The sequence below is a fragment of the Clostridium sp. SHJSY1 genome (genome assembly GCF_031626875.1).
Taxonomy (GTDB): Bacteria; Bacillota; Clostridia; order Clostridiales; family Clostridiaceae; genus Clostridium.
Genome location: NZ_JANDMF010000031.1, coordinates 25,103 through 43,373, shown reverse-complemented (window position 1 = coordinate 43,373; position 18,271 = coordinate 25,103). Strand labels below are relative to the sequence as shown.

15 protein-coding genes and 1 other annotated feature (1 of these 16 only partly in view) are annotated in these 18,271 nt (G+C 27.8%); of the genes, 12 read left to right on the top strand and 3 right to left on the bottom strand.

All coding sequences use genetic code 11. From position 1 onward, the window contains the following. Positions 1-4 precede the first annotated feature (4 nt). The 3 genes from NNC19_RS14470 (at position 5) to recQ (ending at position 4,205) form a co-directional block, all read left to right on the top strand. Positions 5-1,309 carry an MATE family efflux transporter gene (locus NNC19_RS14470; protein ID WP_310939371.1) on the top strand — a complete coding sequence of 435 codons (1,305 nt, stop codon included), beginning with the start codon at positions 5-7 and terminating at the stop codon, positions 1,307-1,309. Between the two features lie 17 nt (positions 1,310-1,326). After that, positions 1,327-2,286 (top strand): M14 family metallopeptidase, encoded by a 960-nt coding sequence (locus NNC19_RS14465; RefSeq protein WP_310939370.1) that lies wholly within the window; start codon positions 1,327-1,329, stop codon positions 2,284-2,286. A 158-nt stretch (positions 2,287-2,444) separates the two neighbouring features. Continuing rightward, positions 2,445-4,205, top strand: a complete 1,761-nt coding sequence (recQ, locus tag NNC19_RS14460; protein WP_310939369.1) for a DNA helicase RecQ — start codon at positions 2,445-2,447, stop codon at positions 4,203-4,205. A 47-nt stretch (positions 4,206-4,252) separates the two neighbouring features. Here recQ and NNC19_RS14455 read toward each other — a convergent pair whose 3' ends face one another. Beyond that, positions 4,253-5,938, bottom strand: a complete 1,686-nt coding sequence (locus NNC19_RS14455) for a DUF6056 family protein (RefSeq protein ID WP_310939368.1) — start codon at positions 5,936-5,938, stop codon at positions 4,253-4,255. Positions 5,939-6,298: 360 nt separating this feature from the next. Here NNC19_RS14455 and NNC19_RS14450 point away from each other — a divergent pair, with 360 nt between their 5' ends. The 6 genes from NNC19_RS14450 to NNC19_RS14425 all read left to right on the top strand — a co-directional run bounded on the left by NNC19_RS14450 (position 6,299) and on the right by NNC19_RS14425 (position 11,958). Beyond that, on the top strand, positions 6,299-8,221 hold the full coding sequence (locus NNC19_RS14450; RefSeq protein WP_310939367.1) for a PrkA family serine protein kinase: 1,923 nt from the start codon (positions 6,299-6,301) through the stop codon (positions 8,219-8,221). A 7-nt stretch (positions 8,222-8,228) separates the two neighbouring features. After that, entirely contained in the window at positions 8,229-9,401 is a 1,173-nt protein-coding gene (gene yhbH / locus NNC19_RS14445) for a sporulation protein YhbH (RefSeq protein ID WP_310939393.1), read from the top strand. A 2-nt stretch (positions 9,402-9,403) separates the two neighbouring features. Further along, positions 9,404-10,783 (top strand): SpoVR family protein, encoded by a 1,380-nt coding sequence (locus NNC19_RS14440; protein WP_310939366.1) that lies wholly within the window; start codon positions 9,404-9,406, stop codon positions 10,781-10,783. Between the two features lie 50 nt (positions 10,784-10,833). Continuing rightward, positions 10,834-11,370, top strand: a complete 537-nt coding sequence (rbr, locus tag NNC19_RS14435) for a rubrerythrin (protein WP_310939365.1) — start codon at positions 10,834-10,836, stop codon at positions 11,368-11,370. 17 nt (positions 11,371-11,387) lie between these two features. Continuing rightward, entirely contained in the window at positions 11,388-11,552 is a 165-nt protein-coding gene (locus NNC19_RS14430; protein WP_310939364.1) for a hypothetical protein, read from the top strand. 76 nt (positions 11,553-11,628) lie between these two features. Then, positions 11,629-11,958 (top strand): hypothetical protein, encoded by a 330-nt coding sequence (locus tag NNC19_RS14425; protein WP_310939363.1) that lies wholly within the window; start codon positions 11,629-11,631, stop codon positions 11,956-11,958. Positions 11,959-12,008: 50 nt separating this feature from the next. Here the strand turns inward: NNC19_RS14425 and pssA are convergent, their stop codons facing one another. Next, the gene (pssA, locus tag NNC19_RS14420) at positions 12,009-12,539 is read right to left on the bottom strand and encodes a CDP-diacylglycerol--serine O-phosphatidyltransferase (RefSeq protein ID WP_310939362.1); all 531 of its coding nucleotides are present in this window, start codon (positions 12,537-12,539) and stop codon (positions 12,009-12,011) included. A 198-nt stretch (positions 12,540-12,737) separates the two neighbouring features. On the opposite strand from pssA, the gene NNC19_RS14415 reads away from it, so the two are divergent. After that, positions 12,738-13,616 carry a YegS/Rv2252/BmrU family lipid kinase gene (locus NNC19_RS14415; RefSeq protein WP_310939361.1) on the top strand — a complete coding sequence of 293 codons (879 nt, stop codon included), beginning with the start codon at positions 12,738-12,740 and terminating at the stop codon, positions 13,614-13,616. Positions 13,617-13,668: 52 nt separating this feature from the next. Next, positions 13,669-14,337, top strand: a complete 669-nt coding sequence (locus NNC19_RS14410; protein WP_310939360.1) for a hypothetical protein — start codon at positions 13,669-13,671, stop codon at positions 14,335-14,337. Positions 14,338-14,353: 16 nt separating this feature from the next. Here the strand turns inward: NNC19_RS14410 and NNC19_RS14405 are convergent, their stop codons facing one another. Continuing rightward, positions 14,354-16,261 carry a YgiQ family radical SAM protein gene (locus tag NNC19_RS14405; RefSeq protein ID WP_310939359.1) on the bottom strand — a complete coding sequence of 636 codons (1,908 nt, stop codon included), beginning with the start codon at positions 16,259-16,261 and terminating at the stop codon, positions 14,354-14,356. Between the two features lie 503 nt (positions 16,262-16,764). On the opposite strand from NNC19_RS14405, the gene NNC19_RS14400 reads away from it, so the two are divergent. Beyond that, positions 16,765-18,033, top strand: coding sequence for a magnesium transporter MgtE N-terminal domain-containing protein (locus tag NNC19_RS14400; RefSeq protein WP_310939358.1), 1,269 nt, complete (start codon positions 16,765-16,767; stop codon positions 18,031-18,033). Between the two features lie 93 nt (positions 18,034-18,126). Further along, positions 18,127-18,271: a binding site (T-box leader), on the top strand; it runs 91 nt beyond the window's last position.

Genomic DNA, 18,271 nt, shown 5'->3' with positions numbered 1-18,271 from the left:
AAATATGAAAAGTAATATTTTAACTAATAAAGAATATTTAAAAATTGCAATTCCATTTATGTTATCAACAGTAACTCAACCATTACTTGGAGCTGTAGATACTGCAGTTGTTGGTAGACTTGGAAATTCTACATACATTGGAGGGATTTCTATAGGAGTAGTTATTTTTAATACTTTATATTGGCTGCTTGGATTTTTAAGAGTAAGTACAACAGCTTTTAGTGCACAAGTAAAAGGAAGAAGTTCTGTAAAGGAAAAAACAATTTCTTTTACTCAACCAATGTTTATTGCTATAGGAGTAAGTGTTTTATTTTTAATATTTAGAGAGTTAATTTTTAATAGTTTTATATATTTTATTAATCCAGAAGAAGAAGTTAGAAATGTAGCATTTACTTATTATAATATAGTTATTTGGGGAGCTCCTTTTGTTTTAATAAATTATGTAATACTAGGATGGCTAATGGGACAGATGAAAATAGCAGGGGCATTATTTATGCAAGTAGGTGGCAATTCTATAAATATACTTTTAAATATTATATTAGTATATTATTTTAATTTTGATATTAAAGGAGTAGCTTATGCAACATTAGTTGCTCAAATTATTTCAACCTTAATAGGGATATATTTAATATTAAAAAATGAACATTTTAAGAAAATAGAAATTAAAGAGTTGTTTAATAAAGCAAATATTAAAGATATATTTTTAGTTAATTCTAATTTAATGCTTAGAACATCATGCTTATTAATACAATCAAATGTTTTTACTGCAATGAGTACAGCTTTTGGAACAGAAATTTTAGCAGCAAATGCAATACTTTTAAATGTACAAAGTATAATTTCATATATATTAGATGGAATAGCCAATGCATCTAGTGTTTTTTCAGGAAAAGCAGTTGGTGAAAAAAATAAAGTTCTTATGAGGGCAACTTGGAACATGTCAATTAAATGGGGAGCTATATTAGCTATGCTTATGAGTGTCTTATATTTAATTGTATATAAAGATTTAATAAGTGTATTTACTAATGTTAATGAGGTAGCAAATCTTGCAGAGAAGTATGGTTTGTGGACAAGTCTATATCCTTTACTAGCTTGTGGGGGATTAATTTTTTATGGAGTGTTTACTGGTGCAGCTGTTACTAGACCAATATTTATATCAACATTTTTATCATTATTAGCATTTTTATCATGTTGCAAAGTAACTATTCCAATATACGGAAATCATGGATTATGGATTTCATTATTAGTTTTTTATTTTGGAAGAACAATATTTTTAATTCCCAGTTTGAAAAGAACAATAGATGTAATTTAAGTATAAGGAGGATTTTTATGAGTTTAATAATTAGAGATTTAGAAGCAAAAAAAGGTGAAAAGGTGAGTGGATTTATAAATATAGAAGATAAAAATTTAAAAATTCCAGTAACTTTAATTAATGGGCAAAATGAAGGAAAGAGCATTTTAATAACTGCAGGAATACATGGTTGTGAGTACCTCGGAATAGAAGTAGTTAATAAATTAGCGAAAAAAATTGATCCTAAAAAAATATCAGGGAAAATAATTTTGGTACATGTAGCAAATATTTCAGGATTTTATTCAAGAGTTCCTGCTATAGTGCCTGAAGATGGTGAAAACTTAAATAGAGTTTTTCCAGGAGATATGAATGGAAGTGTTTCAGAAAAAATAGCATATACATTAACTAATGAATTTCAAAAGAAAGTTGATTTCTATATAGACCTTCATGGAGGTGATTTAAATGAAATAGTCATGCCATATGTATATTATCCAGGAAAGGGAAGTGATGAGGTTATTAAGGCTTCATGTGAAGTAGCTAAAAAGTTAAATGTAAACTATAGAGTAAAATCTAGTGCAACCACAGGAGCATATAATTCAGCAGCTATTTTAGGAGTACCATCCGTATTAATTGAGAGAGGTGGAGCTGGATTATGGAATAAGAAGGATGTAAGTGAATATGAGAAAGATGTTTATAGTGTACTTGCATATTATAATATTATAGAAAATAGCTATTTAAATGAGGATATTAAGCAAAAAGAAATTACAAATGTAATATATGTTGATTCAGAATTCAATGGGTGTTGGTATCCAGATGTAAAGCCAGGAGAAGTAATCAAAAAGGGACAAGTACTTGGAGTGATTCAAGATTGTTTTGGAAAGGAAATTAATACTTATATATCTCAAGTAAATGGAGTTGTTTTGTATATGACTGTATCTTTAGCAATAAAAAAAGGAAACTCATTAATTGCATATGGGGAATTAAGTGAGGAAAAATAGTATTTAGTATTAGGTAATAAGAATTAGATGAAAATTTATTCTTATTACCTTTTTATATTTTGATAGAATTTTAATTTTGAAAAATAAAAATTATGATTATAAGACTAAAATATTGTAAAATAGATAAGAGTTATAAAAGGAGATAAGGAGATAAATATATGAATGATAGAGAAAAAGCACAATATGCATTAAAGAAGTTTTTTGGCTATGATAATTTTAGAGTAGGACAATTAAATATAATAATGAGTATTCTATCCAAAAGAGATGTGTTTTGTATAATGCCTACTGGTGCAGGAAAATCTATATGCTATCAAATACCAGCTCTTATTCTAGATGGTATTACTATAGTTATATCCCCTCTTATATCTCTAATGAAAGATCAAGTGGATGGATTAAAAGATAGTGGAATAGAAGCAGCATATATAAATAGTACACAAAGTATAGATGATATAAAAGAGATACTTAAAGATGCTTCATTAGGTTTATATAAATTAATTTACATAGCCCCAGAAAGACTTGAATCTAAGGTATTTATACAAATGATTAAATCTCTAAAAATATCTCAGGTAGCAGTGGATGAAGCTCACTGTGTATCAGAGTGGGGACATGATTTTAGAATTAGTTATAGATATATAAAACCTTTTATAGAAAGCTTAGATAATAAACCAGTTTTATCAGCCTTTACTGGAACAGCAACTGAAGAAGTTAAAGAAGATTCAATGAAATTATTATCATTAAATAATCCTTATACTTTTATTGGGAATATTAATAGAGAGAATTTAGCTATTAATATATATAAGGAAGAGGATAAGTTAGAAGGAATAAAAGATATTTTAAGAGAACATTCAGGAGAGTCTGGGATAGTATATTGTTTATCTAGAAAAGAAGCAGAAAGTTTACATTATTATCTAAGAGATTTAGGGTATAGTGTGGGAATTTATCATGGTGGTCTAAGTGATGAAGATAAGAAAAGAAATCAAGAGGAATTTCTATATGAAAGATTTGATACTATGATAGCTACAAATGCCTTTGGAATGGGGATAGATAAATCAAATATAAGATATGTTATTCATTGTACTATACCTAAAAATTTAGAAAGTTACTACCAAGAAATAGGTAGAGGTGGTAGAGATGGAGCTCATTGTGATTGTCATATGTTTTATAACAGAGAAGATATAAGAAGAGTAGAATTTATTATTAATAATAGTAGCAATTTAAATAGAAGAGAGATTGCCCTTAGAAAGCTACAATCATTAATAGATTTTTGTGAAGAGGCAGGATGTTATAGAACTAGTCTTTTAAGTTACTTTAATAGTGAATGGAGTAAAGATTACTGTGGAAATTGTAGCAATTGTTTAGCAGATGATAACCTGAGAGAATTAAAAAAAGAAGCACAAATGATACTTGCTACAGTTTATAGAACTAGAGAAAGTTATGGAATATCAGTTTTAATAGATATATTAAGAGGAATTAAAGGTCCAAAAATAATTCAAAACAGCCTAGATGAAATAACCACTTTTGGATTAATGAAAGACTATAGTACATCTTTTATTAGAGGCTTGATAAAGGAAATGTTAAGTCAAGGTTTTGTAAATCTTAAAGAAGGAACATATTCTATGCTTAGGCTAAATAAAAAGTCTATGGAGATTTTAACAGGAGATAGAGGTGTATTCTTAAGGGTTAAGGAAGAAGATACTGCAATTAATAAAGAGTTATTTAATGTAATTAAAACCTGGAGAAGAGATAGAGCAAATAAAGATGGAATTAAGCCATATATAATATTTTCAGATGCTACTTTAATTGAAATAGTTAACAAACTTCCTAAGAATAAGGATGAGTTATTTGAGATTAGAGGTGTTGGAGAAAAGAAAGTCCAAAGGTATGGAGATGAATTATTAAAAATTATAAATAAGAGTTGATATAAAATAATAGCTGAAAAGTAGTTAATTACTTTTCAGCTATTATTTTAATTTAATGAATAAGTAGTAATATCATTATCTATAATTAATAAATTGCTATTATTTATTAATTTTACATTTGTGGCATCAGAAGGAATAAGTATATAAGCTTGTCTTGAATCTAATTCAGATTTTGAAGAGTCCACTAAAACATTTTCTGGATAACTTTTTTCGGTGATTCCATCTGAATTTGTAAATTCAAAATAAATAGAATTTTTATCAAGATTATCTTTTTCAATTTTTATAGTATTAGTATTTTCTTGGATTCCAATAATCTCTTTAAGTTTATAATATCTAGCTGCATAACAGTTTGTTACTGAGTTTGGATTGATAGAAAATGGTGATGAAGTATAGTAATTATTTATTAAAGATACAGGATTAGGTTGAACTTGTAATATTATTTGAGAAGAAATATCATTAGAAATTTGAGTGTTAAACTCTTTAATCCAAGATCCCAAGGAAATAATGTAGTAATGCAATGTTAATGATAAAGTTATAAAACAAAGTATAAAAATTGCTGAATTTAAAAAATATAATTTCTTAAGTCCTAAATAGCAAAATAAATTTATTATAGCAATATTAATAATAGTACAACTTAAAAAGAAACTTCTACTAGGACATTCAGGCATAACATTCATAGCCAGCGAACTTATTAATCCAACAAAAAGTAAATTAATATTAAATAACAACCTTTCAATTGGTATATCATTTTTTATACATTTTAAAATTAGAAAAGTAAATAGAGGTATTAATATTAGTATAAATTTTAAGTTATATATTTTAAATAAAATGCTATTTATATAATTGTTGTTTGATATGTTACATATTAATAAGATGAAAAAAAATAAAATAAATAAATAAGAGAATATATTTATTCTATTTCCTTTCTTAAGTATATAGACATATCTAATAAAGATATCTTTAAGCTTTGTATTTATAAAGACTGCTATTGAAAATAAGATTAGTCCAATTAAAATTTTTATAATATTAACTTTTCTTAAAATAGATGAAGTGTGAGAGGCTCTTATAAAATTACCAGGAGCTAATATTAAAAACAGACCTCCAACTAAAAAACATGAAAATATTAAAAACTTTTTACGGTTAAATTTGTTAATACATAAATCTAATAATAGGTATGTTCCACCACATATAAATATCATTTCATGGGTAGCGCCAGTAATAAAAGCAATTAGCATTAACCAAGGTGTTTTTATTTTGTTTTTAGAGTAAATATTTAATAAAAATAATAACAATGTACTAGGCCATAAGTAATTGATTGCTCCAGAAAGCCATATTGTTGTTTCACCAAATACTGGAGTTAAAATCCAAATAAGAGCAAAAGTTAAAAGTACAATGTAAGGTGTTTTTTTTATGGAAATGAAATTTGAAATTAAGTAAATAAAAATACAAAATATCAATGAATTTATAATAGGAAAAGAATAATTACCTATAAAAAGAAATAACTGAATAAGAGAATGAACTATTATTCTTCCAGTCCAATTTAAATAAAGAATTTTTTGTGAATAAAGTATATCACTTAATGATGAAATTTTAATATCAGTCCAAGGGATATGACTATAATTATATTCATCAGGAGTAAAGTACATATTACTTGTTAATAAAAACATAATAGTAAATATTAATACATATAAATAAAGTTTTGGATTTTTTAAAGTACTATAAATAAATTTCATTATTTAACCTCCTATGTATGAAATATTATAATTTTGAAAAAGTAGGCAGCACATAAGTATGATTATATAATTATTTGTATTATATTTCAATTGTTAGAGTTTACTTGAAATGATATAAATTAATATCTTCATAAAAATCTATATGTTCTAAATTAGATTTAATAAAAAATATATATTGGACTCTCAATAGAGGAATTTTAGTTATTATAAGGAAGTGTTCAAATCTCTTTTAACTATGCAATTAAAAAAGATTAAGGAGAACAAATTATTAAAAATTAAATGAAATATAACAAACTTACATTTAAAAGTCATACATTCAGTCTTTTTATGAATATATTTTACTATAAGGAGGGAGTGTATATGAACTTTAAAGAATTTATAGAAAATGATAGAGAAAATAGAAACAAGGAGAGGTTTGAGGGAACTTTCTTAGATTACCTAGAAATTGTAAAACAAAATCCAGATGTAGCAATGCTTGCACATAAGAGGATGCATGAAATTATTAAAAGTAGAGGAGTTGAAGTCTTAAAGGGGGAAGAAAATCCAAGAGTAAAAAAAATATATGGTAATGAAACTATAAGAAAATATGGATTTTTCAAAGATGATTTTTATGGTATTGATAAAGTTATTATGAAATTAGTTAATTATTTCAATTCTGCTGCTATGAAAGGTGAGGAAGCAAGACAAGTTTTATATTTAGTTGGACCAGTTGGTGCAGGTAAATCGTCTTTGGTTGAAAGCTTAAAAAAGGCATTAGAGGATTGCTCACCAATTTACTCAATTAAAGGATGCCCAATGCATGAAGAACCTTTACATCTTATACCTAAACATTTAAGGCCTCAGTTTGAAGAGTTACTTGGAGTGCAAATTGAAGGAGATTTATGCCCTGTTTGCAGATATAAGTTGACACATGAATATGGAGGTAGGTATGAAGAATTTCCAATTGTAACAAATACTTTTTCTATTAGGTCTAGGAAAGGCATTGGGGTAGTTCCACCTGTAGATCCAAATAATCAAGATACATCCATACTTACTGGATCTGTAGATATCTCAAAGATGGATATGTATTCAGAAGATGATCCTAGAATATTTTCATTAAATGGAGCATTTAATGTAGGTAATAGAGGGCTTGTTGAGTTTATAGAGGTATTTAAGAATGATGTTGAGTATCTTCATACAATAATTACTGCAACTCAAGAAAAATCTGTTCCTTCACCAGGTAAAGGCTCAATGATTTATTTTGATGGAGTTATAGTTGCCCATTCAAATGAGGCAGAGTGGAATAAGTTTAAGTCTGATCATACTAATGAAGCAATTTTAGATAGAATAGTTAAGGTTGAGGTTCCATATTGTTTAGAACTTGATGAAGAGAAAAAGATATATGAAAAAATACTCAAAAAGAGTAATTTCAAAGCTCATATAGCACCACATACTATTGAAGTTGCTGCAATGTTTGCTATTCTTTCTAGACTTAGCCCATCAGCTAAAGCTGACCCTATGACAAAGCTTAAAATATATAATGGGGAAGAAATAGTTGAAAAAGGGACAACTAAGAGGATAGATATCATAGAACTTAAGGAAGAAGCAGGTTCTTATGAAGGCATGAAGGGAATATCTACACGGTTTATTGTTAAGGCAATAGATAATGCATTATCTAATTCTGAATATGATTGTATAAATCCATTAAGTATTATGGAAAGTATAATAAAATCTATTAAAGAAATGGATATAGGTTCTGATGATAAGAAGAAGTATTTAGGTTTTATACAAGATACCATTAGAAAAGAATATAATAAGGTTCTTGAAAAAGAAATTACTAAGGCATTTATACATTCATTTAGAGAACAGGCTGAAAGTTTATTTAATAACTACATTGATAATGCAGAAGCTTTTGTTAATAAGAGTAAGATTAAAGATAATTCAACTGGAGAAGAATTAAATCCAGATGAAGAATTTATGAGAAATATAGAAGAACAAATAGGGGTATCAGAATCCTCTAGTAAAGGTTTTAGAGCTGATGTTACTTCTTATATGTTTTATCTAGTTAGAAATGGTGGAAAAATTGATTATACTTCATATGAACCATTAAAGGAAGCAATTGAAAAGAAGCTTATAGCTTCAGTTAAGGATCTTTCAAGAATAGTAACAAAATCTCGAGTAAGAGATAAAGAACAAACTGAGAAATATAATGCTATGGTTGATGAAATGAAGAGTAAAGGCTACTGCTTACATTGTTGTGATGTTATATTAAAATATGCCGCTAATAATTTATGGAAGGATTAATAGAATAATGGCCATCTTTAGGGATAATAGTGAAAATATAGTTGATCACGATAGATCCATTGAAGATAGAAGAAGACATAGGCAGTTAGTGGATAAATCAATCAAAGAAAATTTAGGTGATATTTTATCAGAAGAAAGCATTATAGGAGAAGGTAAGAATAAAAAGTTTAAGATACCAATAAGGGGAATTAAAGAATATCAGTTTGTTTATGGAAAAAACACAAAAGGTGTTGCTTCTGGAACTGGTGAAGAAAAACGAGGAGAAAAAATTGGATCAGAAGATTCGAGAGCAGGAAAAGGTGGTGTAGGAGCTGGCAATAATGAAGGTGAGGATATTTATGAAACAGAAATCACTTTAGAAGAATTACTAGACTATATCACTGAAGATTTAGATTTGCCTAACTTAGATAGAAAGAAATATTCTGAAATAGTAACAGAATCAGCAGGCAAAAAACAAGGGTATCAAAGATATGGGATAAATCCAAGACTAGCTAAAAAGAAGACTGTAATGTCTAAGATTGCAAGAAAACAAGGGAAAATTAGAGCTTTAAAAGAAGAAGATGTTGAAGAGGATATTGGAAGATTTCCTTTTAGAGAAGAAGATTTAAGATATTATAGAGTTAAGAAAAAGCCAAAACGTGAAAGTAATGCTGTTATGATTTTCATCATGGATGTATCAGGCTCTATGGATAGTTCTAAAAAGTTTTTAGCTAGATCGTTCTTCTTTGTATTATCCAAGTTTTTAAGAAGAAAATATAACAATATTGCATTTGAATTTATATCTCATACAACAATTGCAAAAAAAGTAGATGAGTATGAATTTTTCCATAAGGCAGAATCAGGTGGAACTTATATTTCAAGTGGTTTAAATTTAGCTTTACAGTTAATAAAGGAAAAGTATCCTCCAACTGTGTGGAATATTTATCCTGTATATGCTTCAGATGGTGATAACTGGACTGAAGATAATGAGAAAGCTATGATTGCTGTAAAGGAATTAAGTAAAATAAGTAATATGTTTGGGTATGCGGAGTTATTACCATCAACTTATTCAACTACTATGTATTATAGATTTTCTAAGGAAATAAAGTTAAATAATTTTGTTCCTGTTATAGTAAAAGAGAAAAAAGATCTGTGGGATGCATTAAAACTTATGCTAAGCAAAGAGTTAAAGGAGGAGTAAAGGTGGATTATAATCTTAAGGATTTGATGAAATGGAATGAAAAAATAGAAAAGAAAGCTACTGAACTTGGATTAGACTTTTACCCTCAAGAATTTGAGATAATAGGATTTAATGAAATGTTAGGATATGAGGCATACGTAGGTATGCCTTCTAGATATCCACACTGGAGTTTCGGAAAATCGTATGAAAAAAATAAAACTTTATATTCTTTAAATTTAACAGGGTTGCCTTATGAGATGGTAATAAATTCTGATCCATGTCTGGCATATTTGATGAGAGAAAATACTTTGCTTTTACAGATATTAACTATGGCGCATGTTTATGGACATAATGATTTTTTTAAGAATAATAGATTGTTCAAAGAGGGAACAAGAGCTAAATATTCATTAGAACTATTTAAATTAGATGCAGACACAATAAGAAATTATATAAATACTCCAGGTATTGGATATGAGAAAGTTGAGAGAATTTTAGATTCAGCTCATGCTATAAAGTTGAATGTTGGACGTGTAATTGGACAAAAGCAAAGAACTGATGCTGAAATTAGAAGAGATATAATTGATGAATATAAAAGGAAAGTAGATAATAGAGGAATATTGGATTCCAATAAAGTTATAGATTTGCCTGATTTAGATAAGGTTCCACTTGAACCGTATGATGATCTGGTAGGATTTATAATTGAGCATGGAGATTTAGAAGATTGGGAAAGAAATATTTTAAAGATAGTTAAAAGAGAAGCTGAATATTTCTTACCACAAATTGAGACTAAAACTATGAATGAGGGATGGGCTAGCTTTTGGCACTATACTATATTAAAAGAATTAAACTTGTCTGATGACTTGCACATTGAATTTTTAAAAAGACATAATGATGTAGTTGCTCCAATGATTGGAGGTCTTAATCCTTATTATATTGGATTTAAAATTTTTCAAGATTTAGAAAAGAGATATGGTAGGAAAAAGATATTTGAAGTTAGAGAAATAGAAAGAGATGCTTCATTTATTAGAAGATATTTAACAAGAGAATTGTGTGAAGATTTAAATCTATTTCAATATGGAAAGAGAAGCTTTGATTATGTAATACAAGAAGTTTCAGATGAATACGGATGGGAAGAAATTAGAGATAATCTATCTTTTAATAGTGGATTAGGAATGATTCCTTATATTAGAGTGATAGATTTAAATAAGAAAAATAATACTCTAGTTTTAGAGCATGTATATGATGGTCGTGAACTTGAACTTGTTTATGCAAAAGAAACTTTAAAACATATACAAGGTTTGTGGGGGCATACTGTAAAGTTAATCAGCAAATCAAAGGATGGTAAGGGATTCACAATAAATTGTGAGGAGGGAAAAATAACAATTTTAGATAGTAACAAATAATAGGATATATGAATAATTTATTGATAGAAGGAATACTTAGGAGAAATGTAATGGATCTAAAAGGAAGTAAAACAGAAAGATGTCTTTATAAAACTTTTGCAGGAGAATCAAGAGCAAGAAATAAATATTCATTCTATGCTGATCGTGCGCGATGTGAGGGTTATAGATGGATAGGAGAAATTTTTGATGAAACTGCAGAAAATGAAAAAGCTCATGCAAGAGAAGTGTATAATAGGTTTTTGAAAAAAGTTTCATCAACAGAAAAAAATTTAATAGATGCTGTAATGGGTGAGAATGATGAAAGTAAAAAAATCTATAAAGAATTTGAAGAGATAGCAAGAGATGAAGGTTTTATAGAGATAGCTGATTTTTACAAGGAACTACAAGAAGTTGAAGAGTTTCATGGAGAGAGATTTTTGAAATTAGCAAATGAAATAAAGGATGATACTGTTTTTAAAAGTGATGAAGTTTCTTTATGGCAATGTATGAATTGTGGTTATATCCATGAAGGAAAAGAAGCTCCAATATCGTGTCCTCTATGTAAATATCCAAGAGCATATTTTAAACCTTTAGAAAGTAAAGAATAATTTCTAAGGAGGCTAGTATGTTTTATAGAATACCAGAAGAATTTTTCTTTCCTGTAGTAAAGGTTCATGAATCAAATTTTTTTGATAACATGGAGGAAGAAGATAATCTTAAAAAAGATGCAGATGAGAAAGATGTTTTTAAAGAAGCTGATGATGAGTATTTAAAAAATGAAATTGGTTAATTTGAAAGGAGCTGTATTTAGCAGCTCCTTTCTTTCCAAAGTGCCAATTTAGATAATTAAAAGAGGTGAATTAAATTTGGGATATGATAAAGTTATACATCGTCACTATGAAGATTTAAATAATTTAAATACTCTTCTTAGAAATTATGTTGATATGTATAGATTATTAGTTAGCAGTGCTGCAGAGCTAAATACTGTACAATTAGCTAAAAAGAGTGAAATTAAGGATGCTGTAGATAGAATTCATGAAATTGGCGAATTAATTGATGATTTATTAAAGGTAATTGAAAAATGTGAAGAATCATATATTAAGTATTGTTTCTTAAAGAATGAAGTTATTTCTGAAAATACTGAAAAGGAAAGTATTAAGACTGAAATACATAATGAATTAGAATATCATAATTAATTAGAAAAGAACTGTCTAATGATTAAGGCAGTTCTTCTTCAAATATAGTTTTATAATTTTTTAAAATGTAAATTACTTACCATTAGATAAGATCCAATAAGCATTAAAATAGCAGTTACAAGATTTGGAACAAAAATATTATTAATAGAACTACATATGAGTGCAAATAGTGCTAAAAAGCAACCAATAATAGTTATAGGAACACCAGTAAATACACCATCAAAAGATGAAGTATTAAATCTAGCCAATCTAAAGGCGCCACATATTGGTAAAGTTATTAATAATATAAGACCAAATATCCCATAAGGACCAAGTTTGTCTAATCCAAAAAGTAAATATAATAATAGTGATGGGGCAACTCCAAAGGATACCAAGTCTGCTAAAGAATCTAGCTCTTTTCCTAATTCACTTGATACTTGTAAAAATCTAGCCACTCTTCCATCATATCTATCAACTAAACCGGCAATAAGTATAAAGATACTTGCTAAAATATAATTACCTAGATGTGTATATAATAAAGATATAACTCCACATGAAAGATTTATAAAGGTAAAGATATTAGGAATACAACTTTTTCTCATATAATCACTCCTAAAAACATTATTACAATGAATTATTATAGCACAGAAATTAGTATAATATAAGAGTTACAATATATATTAAGATAAACTTAATGTTATTTTAGGATAACCTTGGGATAAAGTTGTAAGCGAGATTCTCGACATTACATTATATTGATGTTATAATCCTTATTAGGGATTAAATAATGGAGGTAATTTATGCAAAAAGTTAGATTTATATATAACCCATATTCAGGGGAAAATATAATTTTACATGAATTAGATAATGTTTTTAGACTACATCAAGAAAAAGGATATCAAGTAGTACCATATAGAATACAAAAGAATAAAGATATTTTAGAGGCATTTGATATTGTAGATGAATCTTATAAATATGTGTTAGTTGCAGGTGGGGATGGAACGGTAGATTCTGTAGTTAATGCCATGAAAAATAAGGGATTAGATTTACCTATTGCTATTTTACCAGTTGGAACTGCAAATGATTTCGGAACTTTTTTAAATATACCTCAAGATGTAACAGAAGCTTGTGAACGAATATTATCTACAGAACCGACTCCAGTAGATATAGGGAAAATAAATAATAAGTATTTTGTAAATGTAGCTAGTTCTGGCTTGTTTACAGATATATCTCAAAAAACTGATGTGAATTTAAAAAATACAATAGGAAAATTAGCATATTATTTAAAGGGACTAGAAGAAATACCTAATTTTAGAAAATTAAAGGTAAGGCTTAAGGCTAAAGAATTAGAATATGAAGGTGAAATGTATTTATTTCTTGTGTTTAACGGACAAACAGCTGGTAGCTTTAAACTTGCTAATAGGGCAGACTTAATGGATGGATATCTTGATGTTATAGTAATTAAGGCAGTAGCAATTCGTGATATACTTCCTTTGTTTATAAAAATACTTAAAGGTGACCACTTAGATTCTGAAAAAGTAATTTACTTTAAAACAGATGATGTAATTATTGAATCTAATGAAGACATTTTAACTGATATTGATGGAGAAAAAGGACCAGATTTTCCTCTTCATATACAATGTATAAAGGGTGGAATTAAAGTTTTAGGAATAAAATAAAATAGATAATAATAATAATAAGTAACAATAAAGTATGTTTGGAGGACTCCTTGTGAATTTTGCATATTACATTTTTTTGTTACTTATTATTTTTTTTCTTTATCTATTAATACTAAAGAATATGAGATTATCACCTAAAAAAATAAGATTATATATGACATTTGTTAGTATTTTATTTATATTAAGATATATAGGACTATTTTTGTTATCTGTGATAAAAGGTGGAACATTTGTTCATCTTTTAAAACCTTTATTATTTCTAAACCATTTAGCAATACCATTAATGGTACTAGCTCTATCATATGTATATTTAAGATGGGATAAACTTAATTTTAATTTTAATTATATAATTGCAACTATACTTTTATGTTTTTATTGTATAGGTATGATTTTCTTTAAGGGAAAAATTATATTTAATCCTACATATGGGTATATAATTAATGTAAATAATGAGGCTATGTTATATTTAATATCCTTAGTTTTAGTAGGATTTTTACTTGTTTTTTGTGTCTATTTTTTTGATAAACCTAATAATAATAGACATGGAATGATATATTTAATCACAGCCCTGACTATGGTAATAGTTGAGAATATATTGTATTTAGGTGGAATTAGATTTTTTCCATATCCTATAATTGGAGATGGAATTTTTATAATAATAATGAATCTAGCAGTTAATACTTTTAAAAGACAATCTATAAAAGCTGTTTCAAGCAATTGACTTGAAACAGCTTTTATTAGTTTCTCTTCTTTCCTCTAGAATTTTTTCTATAATTTGAATTTTTATTAGTCTTACTAGAAGAATTAGAAGTATTTGAACTCTTTTTATTTTTGTTATGTCTAGGAGTAGTAGCTTGGATTAAGCAGTCTTTACCATTTCCTATTAAGTCTTCTCTTCCAGCTATAATTAAAGCTTTTTTTACCTTTTCATAATTCTTTGGCACTGAAAATTGTATTAGTGCTCTTTGCATATTTTTTTCTTCTTGTGTTTTAGGAGTATAGACTTTTTCACCAGTTAAAGGGTTAAAACCAATATAATAGATTGTTGTAGATAAACTACCTGGTGTTGGATAAAAATCTTGAACTTGCTCTGGGGTATAACCCATATGTTTTACATATTGTGCAAGTTCTATTGCAGCATTTAAATCTGAACCAGGGTGAGATGACATTAAATAAGGAACTAAAAATTGTTTCTTATCTAATTTTCTGTTTATTTCAAAGTACTTATTTACAAATCTATCATATACTTCTCTTGTAGGTTTTCCCATTTGGGCTAAAACTCTAGGAGAAACATGCTCAGGAGCAACTTTTAATTGACCACTTATATGATGTTCACATAATTCTTTGAAGAAAGCTTCGTTTTTATCATGAATTAAGTAATCATATCTAATACCAGATCTAATAAATACTTTCTTTATGCCTTTAATTGATCTAATTCTTTTTAAAACTGAGAGATATTCTTTATGATCAATTATTAAATTTTTACAAGGTTTAGGAAACATACATTGTTTATTTCTACATGTTCCATGTTCAGCTTGAGTTTTGCAAGCTCTATGTCTAAAGTTAGCTGTAGGACCACCAACATCATGAATATAACCTTTAAAATCAGAAAAAGTGGTTAAAAGCCTGGCTTCATCTACTATAGAATCAGCATTTCTTGTTTGAATAACTCTTCCTTGGTGGAATGTTAAAGCACAAAAAGAACAAGATCCATAACAACCTCTATGGCTAGTTATAGAAAACTTAACTTCTTGTATTGCTGGAATTCCTCCTTGAGAATCATATATCGGATGATAAGTTCTCATAAATGGCATATCATATGTAAAATCCATCTCTTCGTTTGTAAGTGAATCTTGAGGTGGGTTTTGAACTAAGTACCTATCTCCATGCTTTTGGATAATTCCTCTTCCACGGATATTATCTTGTTCATAATATTGAGTTTTAAATGCTTCTCCATAAGCATCTTTATTGTTAGCTACATCTTCATATGATGGGCATATTATATATTTATCAAGGTTTTCAATATCCTTAGTTAAGAAACATGTACCTTTAATTGAAGTCATCTTTGAAATGCTACCACCATACTTAAAAAATTCTGCAATTTGAATTATAGTTTTTTCACCCATTCCATATATCAAAAGGTCAGCTTTTGAATCAAGTAAGATACTTCTTCGAACTTTATTACTCCAATAATCATAATGAGCAAATCTTCTAAGACTAGCTTCAATCCCTCCAATTATTATTGGGATATCTTTAAAAGCTTCTCTAATTTTATTACAATACACAATAACAGCTCTATCTGGTCTATATCCAGATTTGCCACCTGGTGAATATAAATCATCATGTCTCTTTTTCTTTGCAGCTGTATAATGGTTAACCATAGAATCAATATTTCCAGAATTAACTAGAAATCCATATTTAGGTGTACCTAATTTCTTGAAATCATCAGTGCTTTGCCAATCTGGTTGTGCTATAATTCCAACTGTAAATCCTTGAGATTCTAAAGTTCTTCCTATAATAGCAGTCCCAAATGATGGATGGTCTACATATGCATCACCAGTAACAATAATAAAGTCTAGAACATCTATATTACGTTTTTTCATATCTTCTTTACTAATTGGTAAAAATTCTTTAGCTAAAATCATTTTCTTATACTCCCATTCATATTATATTCTGAAAGTTTCATCTTATAGTATCATACAAGAGGGGTATATTCAAATCTATTAGCATTTTGATATATAATAAGGGACAATCAAAAAAATAACAAGTCAATTCGTCAGACTATTTTCTATCACCCTGTGTCAGCAGATTGATCTAATAGCTTGCTATGAGACCAATCTGTTTCCTTGCATGATGAAAAATATTGATGGTAAATTTGGACTTGTTATTTATTTTCATGTCTCTAAATGAAAATTCCTTTGCCTTTTGTTATAGATAAATATATAATGTAAGTATATAGAAGTTTTATAAAGCAGACCTTGGTCTGCTAATTTTATGGTTAAATTTAAAAGGTGGTGTAGATAATGGATGAGGGACCTCATAAACTGAAGAATGAAAATTTGAATAGAACATTTCTTAGAGGGAACCATACATTATTTAGTGTAGAACAATAAGTGCTTCCCTCAAAAGGAAAGAGGAGGACGCTTGGATGAAAAGATTATTAGTTTTTCTTTATACTCAAATTTTGGGGAATAAGATTTATGATGAGTTTAATGATGTACTTGGCGAACTGAAGGATATTTATGTAACTACAGATGATGGATATCCAAGGGTTATAGGATATAAAGTAAAAAGGGAAGGTGTAACCTTTCATTATGAATTTAAAAATATAAATTTTTATGAAGATAAAAATAGGGTTAAGATAAAAACAACTGGAAGTAGAGAAATACTTCCAAGAACTTACTCATACCTTTTATCTGAACATTTATTAGATAGAAAAATAGTGGATATAAACGGAAAAAAAGTAGTTAGGGTTAATGATTTAAGAATAGCAGAACTTGCAGGAGAATATAGGGTTGTTGCAGTAGAAACAGGTCCAGCAGCTATGTTTAGAAGAATGGGAACTCCAAAGCTTGGAAAATTCATATATAAGGCTATTAAGAAGGATTATGAAGATAAAGTATTAATGTGGGATGATGTTGAATCGGTAGAAATGGTTAATAATAATCTTCAATTATCTGTTCCATATAAAAAGTTATCAACGTTACATCCAGCAGATTTAGCAGATATATTAGAAGAACTTGATGATAAATCAAGAAAACAGGTATTTGAATCTTTAGATGAAGATTTGGCAGCAGATACTTTTGAAGAAATAGAAGATGAATATAGAGGAAGTATAATAAAAGATCTATCAGTAACAAAAACTGCTGAACTTTTAGAAAATATGGATAATGATGAAATAGTTGACCTTTTAGATGATTTAGAAGAAGAAGAAAGAGATAAAGTACTTTTCAATCTAGAAAAAGAAGATGCTGAAGAAGTTGAAGAACTTTTAAAATATGAAGATGAAACAGTTGGAAGTATTATGTCTAAAGATTTTATATCTTTTGGATTAAATTTAACTGTTGAAGAGACAATAGAGATATTAAAAGAAATGAAACCAGATGAAGATGTTTTATATTATATTTATGTAACAGATGAGGAAGATAAAATAGAGGGACTTGTAACATTAAGGGATTTGATTTTAAGCGAAGGATCATTAAAGCTTAAAGATGTTATGGAGGAGAATATAACTACAGTAAAATATGATGAACCTATAGGAGAAGCTATAGAACAAGCAGCAAAATATGATTTGTTATTAACACCAGTAGTTGATGACAATAATAAGATTATAGGAATAATACAGTTACATGATTTAGTTGATGAAACATTATACCCTCTATGGAAAAAGAAGAATAGAAAAAGTAATAATAATTAGTGTTATAATACAGTTTTAAATTTAAATTAAAAGTGTTGACATTTAAAGAACAAAGAATATAATAATATATAAAGAATAGTAAATTACTCAAAATTAAAAACTATGAAAAAGGAAAGTAACATTAATTAAGATTTCAGAGAGAAAAGGCAGCTGGAAACTTTTTATCTATAATTTATGTGAAGTGCCCTTTGGAGTTGAGGCCTGAACTAAAAAGTAAGGTTTTTCGGTACCGCCCGTT

What these genes read in the sequence shown, in the direction of transcription:
- NNC19_RS14470 (WP_310939371.1), top strand. Translation starts at nt 5, where the DNA reads ATGAAAAGTAATATTTTAACTAATAAAGAATATTTAAAAATTGCAATT.
- NNC19_RS14415 (WP_310939361.1), top strand. Translation starts at nt 12,738, where the DNA reads ATGCAAAAAGTTAGATTTATATATAACCCATATTCAGGGGAAAATATA.
- recQ (WP_310939369.1), top strand. Translation starts at nt 2,445, where the DNA reads ATGAATGATAGAGAAAAAGCACAATATGCATTAAAGAAGTTTTTTGGC.
- pssA (WP_310939362.1), bottom strand. Translation starts at nt 12,539, where the DNA reads ATGAGAAAAAGTTGTATTCCTAATATCTTTACCTTTATAAATCTTTCA.
- yhbH (WP_310939393.1), top strand. Translation starts at nt 8,229, where the DNA reads ATGGCCATCTTTAGGGATAATAGTGAAAATATAGTTGATCACGATAGA.
- NNC19_RS14400 (WP_310939358.1), top strand. Translation starts at nt 16,765, where the DNA reads ATGAAAAGATTATTAGTTTTTCTTTATACTCAAATTTTGGGGAATAAG.
- NNC19_RS14450 (WP_310939367.1), top strand. Translation starts at nt 6,299, where the DNA reads ATGAACTTTAAAGAATTTATAGAAAATGATAGAGAAAATAGAAACAAG.
- NNC19_RS14455 (WP_310939368.1), bottom strand. Translation starts at nt 5,938, where the DNA reads ATGAAATTTATTTATAGTACTTTAAAAAATCCAAAACTTTATTTATAT.
- NNC19_RS14465 (WP_310939370.1), top strand. Translation starts at nt 1,327, where the DNA reads ATGAGTTTAATAATTAGAGATTTAGAAGCAAAAAAAGGTGAAAAGGTG.
- NNC19_RS14430 (WP_310939364.1), top strand. Translation starts at nt 11,388, where the DNA reads ATGTTTTATAGAATACCAGAAGAATTTTTCTTTCCTGTAGTAAAGGTT.
- NNC19_RS14405 (WP_310939359.1), bottom strand. Translation starts at nt 16,261, where the DNA reads ATGATTTTAGCTAAAGAATTTTTACCAATTAGTAAAGAAGATATGAAA.
- rbr (WP_310939365.1), top strand. Translation starts at nt 10,834, where the DNA reads ATGGATCTAAAAGGAAGTAAAACAGAAAGATGTCTTTATAAAACTTTT.